16 protein-coding genes are annotated in these 15,859 nt (G+C 69.3%); 10 read left to right on the top strand and 6 right to left on the bottom strand.

Features of this window, described 5'->3' with window-relative positions; genetic code table 11:
* Positions 1 to 6: 6 nt before the first annotated feature.
* On the top strand, positions 7 to 921 hold the full coding sequence (gene sucD / locus I2487_RS01285) for a succinate--CoA ligase subunit alpha (protein WP_036473150.1): 915 nt from the start codon (positions 7 to 9) through the stop codon (positions 919 to 921).
* 110 nt (positions 922 to 1,031) lie between these two features.
* Here sucD and I2487_RS01280 read toward each other — a convergent pair whose 3' ends face one another.
* The 3 genes from I2487_RS01280 to I2487_RS01270 all read right to left on the bottom strand — a co-directional run bounded on the left by I2487_RS01280 (position 1,032) and on the right by I2487_RS01270 (position 3,800).
* Positions 1,032 to 1,484, bottom strand: coding sequence for a pyridoxamine 5'-phosphate oxidase family protein (locus I2487_RS01280; protein ID WP_207169981.1), 453 nt, complete (start codon positions 1,482 to 1,484; stop codon positions 1,032 to 1,034).
* Between the two features lie 127 nt (positions 1,485 to 1,611).
* Positions 1,612 to 2,748, bottom strand: coding sequence for a VIT1/CCC1 transporter family protein (locus I2487_RS01275; protein ID WP_207169980.1), 1,137 nt, complete (start codon positions 2,746 to 2,748; stop codon positions 1,612 to 1,614).
* 59 nt (positions 2,749 to 2,807) lie between these two features.
* A complete protein-coding gene (locus tag I2487_RS01270) occupies positions 2,808 to 3,800 on the bottom strand; it encodes an inositol monophosphatase family protein (RefSeq protein ID WP_207169979.1) in 993 nt (330 codons plus the stop codon).
* Positions 3,801 to 3,866: 66 nt separating this feature from the next.
* On the opposite strand from I2487_RS01270, the gene I2487_RS01265 reads away from it, so the two are divergent.
* Positions 3,867 to 5,012 carry an App1 family protein phosphatidate phosphatase gene (locus I2487_RS01265; RefSeq protein WP_207169978.1) on the top strand — a complete coding sequence of 382 codons (1,146 nt, stop codon included), beginning with the start codon at positions 3,867 to 3,869 and terminating at the stop codon, positions 5,010 to 5,012.
* 3 nt (positions 5,013 to 5,015) lie between these two features.
* Here I2487_RS01265 and I2487_RS01260 read toward each other — a convergent pair whose 3' ends face one another.
* A complete protein-coding gene (locus I2487_RS01260) occupies positions 5,016 to 6,269 on the bottom strand; it encodes a glycosyltransferase (protein ID WP_207169977.1) in 1,254 nt (417 codons plus the stop codon).
* Between the two features lie 102 nt (positions 6,270 to 6,371).
* Between I2487_RS01260 and I2487_RS01255 the strand changes: the two genes are divergently transcribed.
* Both I2487_RS01255 and I2487_RS01250 read left to right on the top strand, forming a co-directional pair.
* The gene (locus tag I2487_RS01255) at positions 6,372 to 7,124 is read left to right on the top strand and encodes a TSUP family transporter (protein WP_207169976.1); all 753 of its coding nucleotides are present in this window, start codon (positions 6,372 to 6,374) and stop codon (positions 7,122 to 7,124) included.
* A 49-nt stretch (positions 7,125 to 7,173) separates the two neighbouring features.
* Positions 7,174 to 8,529 carry a cell division protein PerM gene (locus tag I2487_RS01250; protein ID WP_207169975.1) on the top strand — a complete coding sequence of 452 codons (1,356 nt, stop codon included), beginning with the start codon at positions 7,174 to 7,176 and terminating at the stop codon, positions 8,527 to 8,529.
* Positions 8,530 to 8,552: 23 nt separating this feature from the next.
* On the opposite strand, the gene I2487_RS01245 is transcribed toward I2487_RS01250, so the two are convergent.
* Complete coding sequence (locus I2487_RS01245) at positions 8,553 to 8,978, bottom strand: hypothetical protein (protein ID WP_207169974.1); 426 nt, start codon at positions 8,976 to 8,978, stop codon at positions 8,553 to 8,555.
* A 74-nt stretch (positions 8,979 to 9,052) separates the two neighbouring features.
* Between I2487_RS01245 and purN the strand changes: the two genes are divergently transcribed.
* Positions 9,053 to 9,631: a phosphoribosylglycinamide formyltransferase gene (gene purN / locus I2487_RS01240; RefSeq protein WP_207169973.1), complete on the top strand. Its 579-nt coding sequence runs from the start codon at positions 9,053 to 9,055 to the stop codon at positions 9,629 to 9,631.
* Here the strand turns inward: purN and I2487_RS15635 are convergent.
* A complete protein-coding gene (locus tag I2487_RS15635; protein ID WP_207169972.1) occupies positions 9,618 to 10,610 on the bottom strand; it encodes a hypothetical protein in 993 nt (330 codons plus the stop codon). The genes purN and I2487_RS15635 overlap by 14 nt on opposite strands.
* Before the next feature lie 172 nt (positions 10,611 to 10,782).
* On the opposite strand from I2487_RS15635, the gene I2487_RS01230 reads away from it, so the two are divergent.
* The 5 genes from I2487_RS01230 to ccsB all read left to right on the top strand — a co-directional run bounded on the left by I2487_RS01230 (position 10,783) and on the right by ccsB (position 15,848).
* Positions 10,783 to 11,484, top strand: a complete 702-nt coding sequence (locus tag I2487_RS01230; RefSeq protein ID WP_255545820.1) for a histidine phosphatase family protein — start codon at positions 10,783 to 10,785, stop codon at positions 11,482 to 11,484.
* A gap of 206 nt (positions 11,485 to 11,690) precedes the next feature.
* Positions 11,691 to 12,320, top strand: a complete 630-nt coding sequence (locus I2487_RS01225; protein WP_207169971.1) for a TlpA family protein disulfide reductase — start codon at positions 11,691 to 11,693, stop codon at positions 12,318 to 12,320.
* The gene (locus I2487_RS01220) at positions 12,317 to 13,111 is read left to right on the top strand and encodes a cytochrome c biogenesis CcdA family protein (RefSeq protein WP_345941292.1); all 795 of its coding nucleotides are present in this window, start codon (positions 12,317 to 12,319) and stop codon (positions 13,109 to 13,111) included. Before I2487_RS01225 ends, I2487_RS01220 begins: the two co-directional genes overlap by 4 nt.
* Positions 13,111 to 14,796, top strand: coding sequence for a cytochrome c biogenesis protein ResB (resB, locus tag I2487_RS01215; protein ID WP_518523683.1), 1,686 nt, complete (start codon positions 13,111 to 13,113; stop codon positions 14,794 to 14,796). Before I2487_RS01220 ends, resB begins: the two co-directional genes overlap by 1 nt.
* Positions 14,796 to 15,848 carry a c-type cytochrome biogenesis protein CcsB gene (gene ccsB / locus I2487_RS01210; protein ID WP_207172991.1) on the top strand — a complete coding sequence of 351 codons (1,053 nt, stop codon included), beginning with the start codon at positions 14,796 to 14,798 and terminating at the stop codon, positions 15,846 to 15,848. The genes resB and ccsB overlap by 1 nt, the downstream gene beginning before the upstream one ends.
* The last annotated feature ends 11 nt before the right edge of the window (positions 15,849 to 15,859 follow it).

Here is a 15,859-nt window from a genome sequence, read left to right as displayed (position 1 = left end):
CACACAATGTCTATCTACCTGAACAAGGACTCCAAGGTCATCGTCCAGGGCATCACCGGCGGCGAGGGCACCAAGCACACCGCCCTGATGCTCAAAGCAGGCACCAACATCGTCGGCGGAGTCAACGCTCGCAAGGCCGGCACCGCCGTGTCCCACAAGGACAAGGCCGGCAACGATGTCGAGCTGCCCGTGTTCGCCTCCGTGGCCGAGGCCATGGAGAAGACCGGCGCCGACGTCTCGGTGGCCTTCGTGCCGCCGAAGTTCGCCAAGGACGCCGCCGTGGAGGCCATCGAGGCCGGCATCGGCCTGCTCGTGGTCATCACCGAGGGCATCCCGGTGCAGGACTCCGCGGAGTTCTTCAACCTCTCGCTGACCAAGACCGGCGCCGACGGCAAGCCCGTCACCCGGATCATCGGCCCGAACTGCCCCGGCATCATCACCCCGGGCCAGGCGCTGGCAGGCATCACCCCGTCCAACATCACCGAAGCCGGGCCCATCGGCCTGGTCTCAAAGTCCGGGACGCTGACCTACCAGATGATGTACGAGCTTCGCGACATCGGCTTCTCCACCTCCATCGGCATCGGCGGTGACCCGGTCATCGGCACCACCCACATCGATGCGCTGGAGGCCTTCGAGAACGATCCGGAGACCAAGGCCATCGTGATGATCGGTGAGATCGGCGGCGACGCCGAAGAGCGCGCAGCCGACTACATCAAGGCTCATGTCACCAAGCCCGTCGTGGGCTACGTGGCTGGCTTCACCGCCCCCGAGGGCAAGACCATGGGCCACGCCGGCGCCATCGTCTCCGGCGGCTCGGGCACGGCTGAAGGCAAGAAGGAGGCCCTGGAGGCCGCAGGGGTGAAGGTCGGCAAGACGCCGTCCGAGACCGCTGCGCTGCTTCGCGAGGTCTTCAAGGGCTGACGCCTGATCCACACCGCAGTGCGGGGCCGTTCCTGATCATCAGGGGCGGCCCCGTCCTCGTCTGCGCGCCCTTTCGAGCCTGTGCAGCGAGCCAGGTGACAACCTCGGACTCAGCCGCCCTCGGAGCCCTCACCCAGCTCCCGCTCGGGATGCTCTCCGAACTGGAAATGCCGGCCGCTGATCCCCTCGGGACGGATCCGCACGAAATAGTCCTTGATGGTCGGCACCCAGGGCTTCAGGTCCAGCTCCTCGGCCGCCTCCCGCTCGGCGGAGGTCTCCAGGCGGGCGGCCGTTCCGCGCAGCACCACCGACCAGGCCTGATCGGAGAGGATCCCATCGGCCTCGAAGACCACGCTCTCATTGACCGCCATCTCGGCGAGCTTCGAGCCCGGAGCGGTGCGCAGCACGATCGAGCGGTCCTGGACCGCGCAGTTGACCGGGAAGATATCGGCCCGCCCGCCCACCACGGTCACCAGGCGGCCATGCGCCACGCGTTCCAACAGACTCCAGCACTGGTCCTCGCTCAGGACCAGGACCGGTTCGCCCTCAGGGTGTTCAAACATCGTCGCCGCCTCTCAGTCAGTGATGCACCTCACGGTGCACCACCGAGTCTAGACCGCGTCCACAGCGCGCAGCAGGGTCAGCCGGGACCGGACCATGCCGCCGACCCGGCGCTGAGGAGCCCGTTGATCAGGCCACGGTGACGCCGAGGAGCGAACCCAGCAGATACGTGACCGCGGCTGCCCCGAGGCCGATGCCCAGCTGGCGCAGTCCGCGCTTGACCGGTGAGGCTCCGGAGAGCAGCCCCACGATGGCGCCGGTGCCCAGCAACGCGACCCCGACCAGCGCGCTGGCGATGATGATCGCCAGGGCCCCTTCGGCGCCCAGGAGATACGGCAGCACCGGAATGGTCGCCCCGACCGCGAAGAAGACGAAGCTGGACCCTGCGGCATGCCAGGCCGAGCCGACGGCGGCGTGGGAATCGGCGGGCTCCTCCGGATCGTGGGAGAGCTCGGGCTTGCAGTCGCAGGCGAAGACGTTGAGCCGCTCGAGCGCGCGGTGCTCGGCGTCGGCCTCGCTCATGCCGCGGGCCCGATAGACCAGGATCAGCTCGTTGTGGTCGAAATCGAGGTCCGGAGCGGCGCGCAGCGTGACCTGGGTGGGGCGGGTGGCGTCGAGCAGCTCGCGCTGGCTGCGCACCGAGACGTATTCTCCGGCGGCCATCGAGAGCGCTCCGGCCAGCAGCCCGGCGATACCGGTGAGCAGGATGACACCGGACCCGACGCCGGTCCCGCCCATGCCCACGATCAGGGCCAGGTTCGAGACCAGGCCGTCGTTGGCGCCGAAGACCGCCGCGCGGAACCCTCCGGAGAGCTTCTCCCGGCCGCGGGTGGCCAGGGCCCGGACGACCTCCTCGTGGATGGCCTCGTCGGCGGCCATCCGGGCGGTCGCGTCGTCGTCGTCGTCATAGGGCGAGCCGCCCTCGGCGCGCTGGGCCAGGGCCAGGATGAACACCGAACCGAAGATCCGCGCCATCCAGCCCAGCAGCACCCGGTGGGCCGAGGGGGCGGGCAGCCGTTCGGCGTCGGGTCCCAACAGCTCCCGCCAATGCAGCTCATGGCGCTTCTCCGCAGCGGCCAGGCCGAGCAGGATCTGGCGCTCCTCACCGCGCTTGCGCTCCGCGAGAGCGGTATAGAGCCGCCCCTCGGCCTGCTCATCGGCGAGGTACCTGCGCCAGCGTCGGATCTGCCGCGGGGTGGGGGCGGTGTTCTGCGGGTGTGACGCACTCGGGTCAGCCGAGCGGTGTGCGGGATCGGGGGAGCTCATTGAGCTCAGTCTTCCCGATCTTCGGTCGCTGCGGACCTCGCGACGGCCTGTGACGAAGTTCAGGAATGGCTAAACCGACGACGCCGCGCGCTGGCCTCCTCGACCAGCCGACGGGCGAGGGCGGACTCCACCCCGGGGCCCAGCCCCAGATAGTCCGGTGCCAGATGGTCCGGGGCGCGGCCGGCGGGCGCGGCGTCACCGCCGGAGCCTGGCGCGGTTTCACTGTCGGAGCCTGGCTCAGTTTCACTGCCGGAGCCCGGCTCAGTTTCACTGCCGGAGCCCGGCTCAGCGTCACCACCGAAGGCGAGATAGGTGCCGCCGGCCCGACGCAGGATCAGCATCCCGGCTGCGATGTCCCAGGGCTTGGTGTCCACGCCGAGCACCACATCGTTCCATCCGGCGGCCGCATGGCAGAGCTCCAGCGCCCCGGAGACCACCCGGCGCACCGTGGAGAAGCCCGTGACCATCTCGCCGAAGGCCTCCAGCGCCGGGGCTCCCTCTCGGGTGAGGACCTCCGCGGAGGGGTAGCTGGTCATCAGGTTCAGCTGCGCGCCGGAACGCGCGGCGCCACCGCTGGGGAGCCCCAGCCGGGTCTCGGTGCGCTGGCCCGAGCTGAGATAGGCGCCGTCGTCGTCGGCGGAGAAGCTGAGCTGGTTGACCGGGTCGTGGACCACCCCGGCGATGACCTTCCCGGCGAAGACCGCCGCGATGGAGATCGAGAACATCGCGAAGCCGTGCGCGAAGTTGCTGGTCCCGTCGATGGGATCGATGATCCATTCCAGCGTCCCGCGCCCGCGCGCACCGGCTTCCTCCCCGGTGATCCAGGAGTCCGGGACCGCTGCGGTCAGCGCAGCGGCCAGGGCGTCCTCGGTGGCCCCGTCATGGACCGTCACCAGATCATGGGTGCTGGTCTTGGTGGTCACCGCCATCCCCGGCTGCCGGGGGTCGGCGCGGAAGGCCTGCACCAGGGGTGCCCCGGCCGTCTGCGCGGCCTGAAGGGCGATCCTGCGGAGCTGGTGCGGGTCAGGGCGGGAGGCGGTGGTGTGCGGCACGGGTTCACCCTACCCACCCGTGGGCTGCGGCAGTGCTCCAGCACACCAGCCGGTATGATCGAGCCGATGACGAACTCAGAGCCCACTGAGGTTATTCAGGACGATGCCGCCGTGCGGTCCCACTATCGCGACCGAACCCGGAACCGGGTGATGAAGGCCGAGGACGGCTGGCACCAGTTCCGTCTCGGCCTGGCACGCCGGCGTGGACTCAACGTCACGATGCTCGCGATGACCGGCTACGGCTGCCGTCGCTGGGTCCGCGTGTTCTCCCGGGTGGTGATGGCCCCGGACTCCGATTTCGAGAACGGACTCCGTGTGGCCAAGGTCATCGCCGATGGGGTCCGTGGCTGGCGCAACTTCGTCTCGGCCCCGGTGCCCTTCGCGGAGATCACGGTGGAGGTCGCCGGTCGTGAGTTCGAGGTGGTCGCCGATCGCGGCGGGATCGTGGACGCGGTGATCGAAGTGGACCTGGAGCCGGGCTGGCAGCAGGTCATGCTGCACGCCCCGGGCAGCGAGTCCACCACCGCCGAGGTGCACATCATTGATGACTCCACCGTGACCGGGGTGGTCTGCGACATCGATGACACCGTGGTGGTCACCACGCTGCCGCGACCGCTGCTCGCGGCCTGGAACTCCTTCGTGCTCGATGAGCACGCCCGCACCCCGACCCCCGGGATGGCGGTGATGATGGAGCGTCTGATGGTCAGCTTCCCCGGCTCCCCGGTCATCTACATCTCCACCGGCGCCTGGAACGTGGCGCAGACGCTGACCCGGTTCCTGACCCGGAACCTCTACCCGCGGGGGCCGCTGCTGCTCACCGACTGGGGCCCGACGGCGGACCGCTGGTTCCGCTCGGGGCAGCAGCACAAGGCGGAGCAGCTGGAACGCCTGGCCCAGGACTTCCCCGAGATGTCCTGGGTGCTGATCGGTGACGACGGTCAGCACGATCCCAGCCTCTACGCCGACTTCGTCCGCCGTCACCCGGAACATGTCACCGCGGTGATCATCCGTGAACTGACCTACTCCGAGGCGATGCTGGCCGGTGGCCGCGCCGAGGACCCGGTGGGCAACGATCTGCTCAACTACGGCGACCCGACCGAACCGTCCGACGCCGTCCAGCTCGCCGGTGACCGGCGGATCCCCTGGATCTATGGTCCCGACGGCAAGGACATCGCCGCGAAGCTCGCCCAGCACGGCCTGCTGCGCAGCTGAGCCTCAGCTGGTCGAGCCGGCCTGGGCCCCGGCCGAGGACGCGAAGCGTCGCGGCCGGGGGTGCATCGTGCGGACCCGCCGGTTGACCTCCACGGCACGGGCATAATGCCCGATCAGCTCATTGGACAGCGCCTCCCAGGTGCGGTCCTGCACGCTCTCGTGTGCGCGCCGCCCGAAGTCCCGGCGCGCCGCATCGTCGCCGATCAGGTGTTCCACCGCGGAGCGCAGACCGGCCAGGTCACCGGGCCGGTAGAGCCAACCGGTGCGCCCGACGTCGACCAGGTCCAGCGGACCGCCACGGCCCACCGCGACCACCGGCACCCCGGCGGCCATGGCCTCCTGGATGGTCTGACAGAAGGTCTCGGCCTCCCCGGGGTGGACGAAGACATCCAGGCTCGCCACATGGGCCCCCAGCTCCTCGCCGGACTGGAAGCCGGCGAAATGCGCCCGCGGCAGCGCCCGGCGCAGCGCCTCCTCCTGCGGCCCCGAGCCGATGATCACCAGGCGGGTGCCGGGCAGGGCATCGAGCACCGCCAGATCCTGCACCTGCTTCTCCGAGGCCAGCCGCCCGACGAACCCGATCAGCTTCTCACCGGTGGCCGAGCCGGTCTCGCCGCGCCCGGCGGTCCGGCCGCTGATCTGAGCTCGCAGCGCCGGACTGCGACGTTCCGGGGAGAATCGCCGGGTGTCCACACCCCGGCGCCAGGTCTTCAGCCGCTGGATGCCGCGCCGGGTGAGCTGCTCGCGGCAGAAGGAGGACGGCACCAGGGTCAGCGTGGACGCCGAGTGCATCCGATCCACGTGCTGCCAGAGCAGCTCCGCGGCCCAGGGCAGCCCATAGCGCGCCGCATAGGTCGGGACCTCGGTCTGATAGATCGACACGGTGGGCACCCCCAGCGCCCCCGCCGCCTGGATCGCCCGCCAGCCCAGCACGAAGGGCGAGGCCACATGGACCACATCGGGACGGATCTGCTCCAGCAGATGCCGGATCCGGGTCACGAAGCCCGCCGCGACCCGGACCTTGGGGTAGTCCGGCAGCGGCAGCGAGGGCACCCGGATCACCGGGAAGCCCTCACAGAGCTCCCCGACCGGGGTGCCGGACTCGGTGCGGGCCACCGCGTCGAACATGGTGTCGGAGGGGGCGATGACGGTGACGTCATCGCCGCGGCGACGTAGGTGGGCGAGTACATGAAGCACGGAATTCGTCACGCCGTTCATGTGGGGCAGGAATGATTCGGTCACCACGACAACTCTCACGCCCTCAGGCTAGGCAGGCCGGGCCAGCGTGGGTCGTCGTCCTCGTGACCGCACCGTGAACGCTGCTCAAACGTTTTCCTGCCCAGCGGATAGGGTGACCAGGTGGAAGTCCTGATACCGCTCGCCGTCGTCGGCCTGGTCCTGCTCGCCGCCGTCATCCAGCGTCTGGTGGGGCTCGGCTTCGGGATGGTCATGGCCCCCTTCCTGGTCGTGCTCATCGGAGCCCACGAGGGCGTGATGCTGGTGAACTTCCTGAGCATCTTCGCGCCGATGCTGGTGCTGCCGCGGATCTGGAGCGACATCGAATGGCGCAAGGTGCTCTGGCTGGGCCTGCCCGCGCTCGCGGTGATGCCCGCCGCCGCCTGGATCTCGGTGAACTCCTCGCCCGGTCCGCTCTACGTGGTGGTCGCGGCCCTGGTGATCATCGGCCTGATCACCTCGATGCTGCTGAGCCGGATCACCTTCGAGGCCGACGGCGCCACCACCCGGGTGATCGCCGGCATCGGCTCAGGAGCCGGCACGGTCATCGCCGGGGTCGGGGGTCCTGCGATGACGATCTACGCGGTCCTCTCCCGCTGGCCGATCATGTCCATGATCGCCACGCTGCAGCCGACCTGGATCCTGCTCTCGCTGGGCTCCTTCGGGATCAAATGGTCTTTCGACGACGGCGCGCTGCCCGGTCTGCCCTGGTGGGCCTGGGCCGGATCGGTGGCGGCGATCATTCTCGGGATCATGATGGGGGAGTGGCTGCAGCGTCGCATCGACGAGGCCCTGGTCCGTCGGCTCGTGCTGATCCTGGCGTTCATCGGCTCGATCATGGCACTGATCACAGGGCTGCGACTGATGCTCGGCTGAGGCCTGTTGCTCCAGCCGAAGACCAGGACCTGCTGGCACGATAGGACCGATGGCCACCACCGACACCGAATCCAGCACCGCGGCTGATGCCGCGAAGTCCCCGTTGCGCGCCCGGCGCCGATTCAGCCTGCCCACCCCTCCGCTGTGGCTCATCGGGCTGGCCGAGGCCGCGCAGATCCTGTTGACCACGGTCCTGCTGGTGGGCCTGCCGGTGCTGGTGATGAGCCTCGCGGGGGGATTCTCCGGCTTCGACCTGGATTCCGTGGTCTCCCTGGCGGCCCAGCTCTGGCTGGTGCTGCACGGGACACCGGTGGAGCTGGTGGTCACCCTCGACCCCGGCGCCCTGGGCGGAGCCCTCGACGTCCCGGGCGGAGGCTGGTTCCACCTGGTGCCGCTGGGCCTGACCCTGATCCCGCTCTGGCTGGGATGGCGGGCCGGCGGACGGATCGCCCGCGGCTCCTACTCCGACCAGCTCTGGCAGGGGCTGCTTCCGCTGGTCCTGGGCTACGCGGCCGGCGCGGCCGGGATCGCCTGGGTGGCGCAGGCGGAGGCCTTCCAGGTGATGCCCTGGCTGGCAGCGCTCTGCGCGGCGGTGCTGATGAGCCTGGCGGCGCTCTCCGGCTGTTATGCCGAGGCGCGCAGCGCCGCGCGGATGATCGGCACAGACCTCGAGGCGCGGATCGAGGAGCTCTCACAGCGGCTGCGCTGGGCCGGCTCCTACGCCTGGGCCGTGACCCGGGCTGGAGTGGTCGGCTTCGTCGCCGCCTGCGGGCTGGCCGCGCTGCTGCTGGCCGGGCAGCTGGGCGTGCAGTGGATGCAGATCGCCAATGTCTATGAGCAGCTCAACCCGGGGATCGTCGGGGTGCTGGGGCTGACCATTCTGCACCTGGGGCTGGCCCCGAACCTGATCCTGTGGGCCCTGGCCTACTCCACCGGGTCCGGCTTCGCGCTCGGTTCCGGCTCGGTGGTCTCCCCGCTGGGCACCGATCTGGGTGCGGTGCCGGCGGTGCCGGTGCTGGCCGCGCTGCCCGTGGAGGCCCACGCCTACGGGATCTTCGTGCTGGGCCTGCCGGTGCTCGCCGGTGTGGTCGCCGGCTGGTGGCTGCTGCGCGAGGGGGAGAACCATCTGGACGACTGGTTCACGCTGCGGATCTCCTGGCGCCCGCTGGCCGCAGTCCTCTCCACCCTTGCGCTCGGGAGCTTCACCGGGCTGGTCACCGCGCTGCTCGCCGTGGGGCCGCTGTGGCTCTCACACATCTCTCTGGGGGTGGGACGGATGACCGATATCGGTCCCAATGCGCTGCTCAGCGCCGGGATGCTCGGAGTCTGGGTCGCGCTCGGGGTGATCCTGGGCTACAGCGTCTCGCTGCTCGGGCAGCGGCTGCGCCGTCGCGCCACCGGCTGAGCGAGACTCGCGTCGGGCGCGGCTCAGCGTCCGAAGCCCGGGATCGAGCTCATCATCCCGTCCTCGTACTCGAGCAGGCAGCTCTGTGTCGAGCGTTCGGTCAGTGCGCTGGCCTGGCAGTCCTCGAACTCCACCGTGGCCTGCCAGAAGATGGCCTGCGAGCCGGCGGTGAAGGTGAAGACTCCACAGCACAGCAGCGCCGCGATCGCGCTGATGTGCATCATCAGCGGCAGCCGCTTGCGGAAGCACTGGACCAACAGGATGATCCCGCCGGCGAAGCCGACCAGGCCGGCTGCCACCGCGAGCAGTCTCCACGGCAGCGGCAGCTGCAGGCCCAGATAGCTCAGCAGCAGCGCCAGCACGAGCCACCCGGTGAACCGGCCGTAGAAGCGGAACGTCGACTCCTCAAGATCGGTGGCGCGGCTGCGGCCTGGTGATGGGGTGCTCATGGTCCACCACCCTATCCGGGTCCCCGCCCGGGGCGGGACCGCTGAGCCGCAGAACCCGCAGTAGGCTGGCGGTCATGCGAATAGTGGTCCTGGTCTCCGGTTCGGGGACGAATCTCCAAGCGGTCATCGATGCGGTGCAGGGCGGTGAGCTGGACCTCGAGATCGCCGCCGTGGGCTCTGATGTCCCAGGCTGCGGCGGGCTGCTCCGCGCCCAGGCCGCGCAGATCCCGACCTTCGCGGTGCCGCTGATCAAGGGCGGAGATCGTTCCGTGTGGAACACCGACCTGGCCGAGGCCGTCCGGTCCCACAGTCCCGATCTGGTGGTCTCCAGCGGGTTCATGCGGATCCTGGGTGCGGAGTTCCTCGACGGCGTGGGGGCCGCGATCATCAACACGCATCCGGCGCTGCTGCCCAGCTTCCCCGGCGCACACGCGGTGCGCGATGCCCTGGCCCACGGGGTCAGGATCACGGGATGCACCGTGCATCAGGTCGACGCCGGAGTCGACACCGGGCCCATCCTGGCGCAGGAGGCCGTGCGGGTCCGCGAGGACGATGACCAGGACTCGCTGCATGAACGGATCAAGACCCAGGAGCGACTGCTGCTGGTGGAGACGCTGCGCGCGATCGTCTCGGGCAGGATCACCGTGGCGTAGATCCGCCGTAGGGGTTGTCCTGCGGGTTCTCCTGTGGCGGGTTCTGCTGCGGCGGGCGCTGCTGGGGCGGGCCCTGCTGGTAGGGGTTGGCCTGATAGGGCCCCGACTGCTGTGCCCAGGACTGAGCCGTCGGTGGCCCGGGCTGACCGGGTCCTGCATAAGGGCCTCCCGGTCGGGAGAAGTCCTTGAAGGCCTTGCGATCGCGCACGTAGGCGTTGCTGGCGGGCAGCCAGAGCGCCACCAGCGCGGCGAGGCTCAGCCCGGTCACGATCAGGAACCCGCCGCCGAAGAGGATCAGGAACACGCTGCCGGCCAGGAAGATCGTCGCGAGGATCCGCCCGACGTTGCCGGTCATGGTGCCCACGAAGGCGAAGGCCGTGTAGAGCGCAGCCAGGATGCTCCCACCCAAGATCGCCATCACCCCGAACCCGAGCATCAGGTCCTCGACGCTGAGCTCCTCGGCGCCGGGCCCCTGCTGGGTCTGAGACTCTTCCACCACCTGGGACCAGAAGGGATCCACGTCCTGGGGATCCATGGAGGTGAAGTCGAGGAAGCTCAGGACGCTCAGGGTCAGTGCCGCGACGCCCGCCAGGAGCATCAGCACCATGGCCAGGATCAGCGTCAGCGGTCGCTTCGGCTTCCTGGTGGGAGCGGCTGTCGGGCCAAGGTTGCTCTGCTGGCCGTGACCGGGTCGGTCATGTCCGGGTTGCGGCTGGCTCTGCGGCTGTCCGTAGCCATACGGTCCGGCGCCAGGCTGACCGTAGCCCGATGGGCCGTAGCTCGGGGGCCGGCCATACCCGGCCGACTCGCCATACCCGGAAGACCGGCCGTAGCCCGAGGGCGGCGTCTGGCCTGGGTGCGATGCCTGACCGGGAGAGGCCCCCGGGTCTGGCTGCGGGTTCGGGACCGAGCCCTCGGGCCGGCGCTGACCCCAGCGGGGCTGCTCCGGGGGGCGATTCTCGTCGGGTGTGCTGCTCATGCTGTGCCTCCTCTGCGTCGGGTCCTGCTCAGGGCGCTCAAGGCGCCCGCAGGACGCGCAACGCTGCCACGGTCCGATCTCAGCACTACTGTATCGGCGGCCGGGTTCGCACCCCACCCTGGGAGCTCCCAGAAGTGCGGCCTCGGCGCAGATCTCTGCAAGACTGTGCCCCATGACACCTCGGGATATGACGGATTCGTCCACAGCACCTCGTATCGGCTCCACGGTGCACCTGGTCCGACACGGTGAGGTCCACAATCCAGACAAGGTGCTCTACGGACGGCTGCCCGGATTCGGACTCTCCGAGCTGGGGCGGCAGATGGCGGACGGGATCGCCGACTACTTCCAGGAACGTGCCGAGGCAGGCCGGGAGGTCCACATGCTGGCCGCCTCGCCGCTGCAGCGGGCCCAGGAGACGGTGGCCCCGATCTCCGCACGACTGGGACTTCCGGTCACCGTGGAGGATCGGGTGCTCGAGGCCGAGAACGCCTTCGAGGGCCTGTCCCAGGTCAAGCAGCAGCTGAAGAACCCGCGCTGGTGGCCGCTGCTGGTCAATCCGCTGCGTCCCTCCTGGGGTGAGCCGTATAAGGCCCAGGTCGCCCGGGTGCTCGCGGCCGTGAAGGACCTCTCCGAGGAGGCCGTCGCCACCCACGGCGAGGGCGCGGAGGTCGTCGTCGTGTCCCACCAGCTGCCGATCTGGGTGACCCGGCTCTGGGCCGAAGGCCGCCCGCTCTTCCACGACCCGCGCGACCGCGAATGCTCGCTGACCTCGGTGACCTCCCTGCACATCGGAGCCCACGGGGTGGAATCGGTGAGCTATGCCGAGCCCAACCATGAGCTCCTCAAGGACGCCGCCAACCTCCCCGGCGCCTGACGCGCTCCGACCCCGGCGCCTGACGCGCTCCGACCCCGGCGCCTGAGCTCAGCGCCGGACCTCGGCGTCGTCCCGGAGTCTGACGCAGCGCCGGATCCGTCCACCGATCCCACTGTGTGACTTCTGGCCCGGGGGTACTTCTACGGACTGTAGAATTGGTGCTCGGCTGACCCTGACTCCCTCTCCAGATCTGGACACCGCAGCGCATGACCCTCCACGACAAGCCAACCTCCCGGACATCCCGCCGACGCGCCCTCGCCGCGGTGGGACTGGCCTCTGCCCTGGCGCTGGCCGGATGCAGCTCCGCGAATGACGAGCTGAGTCAGCGAGCGCAGAACGACGGGACCAACTACGTCGCCGGTGACGGATCGGTCCAGGAGCTGGCCGCGCAGGACCGCGGCGAACCGGTCCAGTTCGAATCCACGCTCTTCGACGGCACAGCCGTGGGGCCGGAGCGCTGGGAGGGCGAGGTCACCGTGATCAACTTCTGGTACGCCGCCTGCGCCCCCTGCCGCGTGGAGGCCCCCGACCTGGCCGACCTGCACGAGGAGTTCAGCGAGGAAGGGGTGCAGTTCTACGGAGTCAACACCCGCGACACCCAGCCCACGGCTGAGGCCTTCGAGCGCACCTTCGGCATCGAGTACCCCTCCATGGAGGACCGCACCGGCGACGTCATGCTCGCCATGACCGACTACGTCCCACCCTCCGCGGTGCCCACCACGCTGGTCCTGGACAAGCAGGGTCGTGTCTCCGCACGGATCCTGGGGATCGCCGAGCCCGGCACGCTGCGCGCGCTGATCAACACCGCCCTGGACGAAGAGCCAGCGCCACGGTGACGCGCACACTGGCCCTCGCGGCCCCGCTGGCCGGCGCCGCTGACAACCGCTTCGCCGAGATCGTCTTCGACGGCTCGCTGCTGATCTCTGCCCCGGTGGCGCTGCTCGCCGGGCTGGTCTCCTTCCTCTCACCCTGCGTGCTGCCGCTGGTGCCCGGCTACCTGGGCTATGTCACCGGACTCTCCGGAGTGGAGCTGCATGAGCGGCGCCGCTCCCGGATGGTGCTCGGCGCCTCGCTCTTCGTGCTGGGCTTCTCCGTGGTCTTCGTGCTCATCGGCGTGGTCTTCACCCAGGCCATGGTCTGGCTCCGGGTGGAGGGAGGCTGGCTGACCCAGGTGCTGGGCGGCGTCGTGGTCATCATGGGACTGGTCTTCATGGGGGCGTTCACCTTCTTCCAGCGCGAGCGCAAGATCGAACGCCGCCCGCCCGACGGCCTGCTCGGAGCGCCGCTGCTCGGCGCCACCTTCGGCATCGGCTGGGCGCCGTGCATCGGACCGACCCTGGCCGCCGTGCTCGCCCTGGCCACCCCGATGGGCGGAGACCCCGGCCGCGGAGTCTTCTTGATGTTCATCTACTGCCTGGGACTCGGCATCCCGTTCATCCTGATCAGCCTGGGGCTCAAGCGCGGGATGACCACCTTGGCGTTCTTCACCCGGCATAAGGTCGCCGTGATGCGCTTCGGCGGCGCCGTGCTGATCCTGGTCGGGCTGCTGATGCTCTCCGGGATCTGGAACACCTGGGTCTTTGCTCTGCAGGACTGGTTCGCCAATGAAGTGAGGCTGCCCATCTGATGGCCCAAAAACGTGAGAACACCTATATGCCGGCCGGGCACCGTGACGCGCCCGAGGCCGCCGAGAACGACCCGCGCAGCCCTGGCGGCGACAAGACTCAGGTGAGCACTCCGGCGCTGGGGGTCAAGGGCATGATCCGCTGGGCATGGACCCAGCTGACCTCGATGCGCACCGCGCTGATGCTGCTTCTGCTGCTCGCCGTGGCCGCCGTGCCCGGCTCGATCTTCCCGCAGCGGGTGCAGGACTCCTTCGCGGTGGCCACCTGGATCGAGGACAACCCCGGGGTCGGTGAGGTGCTGGACTTCCTGCAGTTCTTCGACGTCTACTCCTCCATCTGGTTCTCCGCGATCTACCTGCTGCTGTTCATCTCGCTCATCGGCTGCATCCTGCCGCGCGCGAAGAAGCACTGGCAGCAGGCCACCTCCGCCCCGCCGCGGACTCCGCGCCGGCTCGAGCGGCTCCCCGAATCCGGAGCGCTGGAGCTGCAGTCCGAAGTCGCCGGGGACGCCCAGGACGGTCCCGCCGCAGACCAGGCCCTGCAGGACGCCGCGGCGATCCTCAAGGCCCGCCGCTACCGGGTCGAGGTCCGCGAGACCTCGGTGGGTGCTGAGAAGGGCTACCTCAAGGAGACCGGCAACCTGCTCTTCCACGTGGCGCTGGTCGGCGTGCTGATCTGCGTGGCGCTGGGCTCGATGTTCAGCTACCGGGGCCAGAAGATCCTGGTGGAGGACGAGAGCTTCGTCAACGCCCTGGTCGCCTATGACAACTTCTACCCCGGGGCGTACTTCAGCGAAGACCAGATGCAGCCCTTCTCGATGCGGCTCGACGCCTTCGAGCGGGTCTTCGATCGGGAGTCGACCACGCACTTCGGTCAGGCGCTGGACTTCACCGCCGACGTCACCACCCGGCTCGGCGCCGACGGTGAGCCGCAGACCGAGGAGCTCAAGGTCAACCAGCCGCTGACCATGGACGGCGCCCGGGTCTTCCTGGTCGGCAACGGCTATGCCCCGGAGGTCACGGTGCGCGACGGCGACGGCGAGGTCGCGTTCTCCGGTCCCGTGGTCACCCGCCCGGAGGACGAGGTCTACACCTCCATGGCCGTGATCAAGGCCCCCGACGCCGCACCCGAGCAGCTCGGCTTCGTCGGGCTGTTCCTGCCCACCTCCCAAGACGCCGGGGACGGGCTGGCCGTCTCGGTGGACCCTGAGCTGGGCAACCCGGAGCTGCAGCTGAACTCCTATTACGGAGACCTCGGTCTCGATGACGGGCTCGCCCAGAACGTCTATGTGCTGGACACCGAGTCCCTCGAGACCTTGAACTCCCGAGAGCTCGACGCCGGCGGCATCGTGCTCTCCCCAGGCGAGACCTACGATCTCCCCGAAGGCATGGGTTCGATCAGCTTCGACGGGGTCCAGGACTACATCGCCATCGACATCCACTACAACCCAGCGCAGCAGGGAGTGCTGATCTTCGCGCTGACCGCCCTGGGCGGTCTGGTGTTCTCGCTGTTCCTGCGCCGACGTCGCGCCTGGGTGACCGTGGAGACCACACCGGCCGGACGCACCCTGGTGCGCTACGGCCTGCTCTCCCGCGGTGAGGACTTCCGGCTGCGAGATGAGAACATTGCCCTGCGTGCCCAGTTCGAGAAGAAGTGGCCGGTGCGCGCCCCAGAGAAGGAATCCTGATGCAATCCATCAATATGGAACTGGCTCAGTACAGCGAGCTGTTCATGCTGATCGCCGCGTTCATCTACACCGGCGCGTTCATGCTCTTCGCCGTCGACATGATCCGCAGCTCCGCGACCATCCGCCGGGTGGAGGCCGAGCTCGCGGCGGAGAACGCCGCCGAGCGTGAGCTCATCGGAGCCGGATCGCCCTCGGGCGCCAGCACCCCCCAGCCGCCGCTCGCTGCGGCCCCCGCCGAGGAGCTGGTGGACGAGGAGATGGCCTACCTGGGCACCTCCCGCCCGTTCGCCAATGTCGCGGTCGCCCTGACGGTGTTGGGCGTCGCGACCCACACCTTCGCCGTGGCCGCCCGCGGCGTCGCCGCGAACCGGGTTCCCTGGGCGAACATGTATGAGTTCCTCGCCACCGGCGGCCTGGTGGTCGCCGCGGTCTACCTGCTGGTGCTCACGCGCAAGGACGTCCGCTTCTTAGGAGTCTTCGCGCTGGGACTGGTGGTCACCATGATGGCCGCGGCCACGATCGGGTTCCCCACCCCGGTGGCCCACGTCCAGCCCGCGCTGCAGAGCCCGTGGATCGCGATCCATGTCTCGCTCGCGGTGCTGGCCATCTCGCTGTTCACGCTGACCTTCGCGATGAACGTGCTGCAGCTGATCCAGCACCGCCGGGAGATCTCTCAGGCTGCGGGGGAGACCACGCGGGGCAGCGGCTGGCAGTTCCTGCGGCTGGTGCCCTCCGCGACCTCGCTGGAGAACTGGGCCTACCGGATGAACGCCGTGGGCTTCGTCTTCTGGACCCTGGGCCCGCTGATCACCGGTGCGATCTGGGCCGAGGCGGCCTGGGGCCGGTACTGGGGCTGGGACGTCAAGGAGGTCTGGACCTTCGTGATCTGGACGGTCTACGCCGGCTACCTCCACGCCCGGGCCACCCGAGGCTGGACCGGCAACCGTGCCGCCTGGCTCTCGATCATCGGCTACGGCTGCATCATCTTCAACTACGCCGTGGTCAACGTCTACTTCCCCGGGCTGCACTCCTACGCCGGTCTGCCGGAGTAGGCCTCCCGGTC

The organism is Nesterenkonia sp. E16_10 (assembly GCF_017347085.1).
In the GTDB taxonomy this organism is placed as follows: Bacteria; Actinomycetota; Actinomycetes; order Actinomycetales; family Micrococcaceae; genus Nesterenkonia.
The sequence above is the reverse complement of the archived record's forward strand: the minus strand, read 5'-3'. Positions and strand labels throughout refer to the sequence as shown.

What these genes read in the sequence shown, in the direction of transcription:
- ccsB (WP_207172991.1), top strand. Translation starts at nt 14,796, where the DNA reads ATGCAATCCATCAATATGGAACTGGCTCAGTACAGCGAGCTGTTCATG.
- I2487_RS01275 (WP_207169980.1), bottom strand. Translation starts at nt 2,748, where the DNA reads ATGAGCTCCCCCGATCCCGCACACCGCTCGGCTGACCCGAGTGCGTCA.
- sucD (WP_036473150.1), top strand. Translation starts at nt 7, where the DNA reads ATGTCTATCTACCTGAACAAGGACTCCAAGGTCATCGTCCAGGGCATC.
- I2487_RS01265 (WP_207169978.1), top strand. Translation starts at nt 3,867, where the DNA reads ATGACGAACTCAGAGCCCACTGAGGTTATTCAGGACGATGCCGCCGTG.
- I2487_RS01230 (WP_255545820.1), top strand. Translation starts at nt 10,783, where the DNA reads ATGACACCTCGGGATATGACGGATTCGTCCACAGCACCTCGTATCGGC.
- I2487_RS01280 (WP_207169981.1), bottom strand. Translation starts at nt 1,484, where the DNA reads ATGTTTGAACACCCTGAGGGCGAACCGGTCCTGGTCCTGAGCGAGGAC.
- resB (WP_518523683.1), top strand. Translation starts at nt 13,111, where the DNA reads ATGGCCCAAAAACGTGAGAACACCTATATGCCGGCCGGGCACCGTGAC.
- I2487_RS01250 (WP_207169975.1), top strand. Translation starts at nt 7,174, where the DNA reads ATGGCCACCACCGACACCGAATCCAGCACCGCGGCTGATGCCGCGAAG.
- purN (WP_207169973.1), top strand. Translation starts at nt 9,053, where the DNA reads ATGCGAATAGTGGTCCTGGTCTCCGGTTCGGGGACGAATCTCCAAGCG.
- I2487_RS01225 (WP_207169971.1), top strand. Translation starts at nt 11,691, where the DNA reads ATGACCCTCCACGACAAGCCAACCTCCCGGACATCCCGCCGACGCGCC.
- I2487_RS15635 (WP_207169972.1), bottom strand. Translation starts at nt 10,610, where the DNA reads ATGAGCAGCACACCCGACGAGAATCGCCCCCCGGAGCAGCCCCGCTGG.
- I2487_RS01245 (WP_207169974.1), bottom strand. Translation starts at nt 8,978, where the DNA reads ATGAGCACCCCATCACCAGGCCGCAGCCGCGCCACCGATCTTGAGGAG.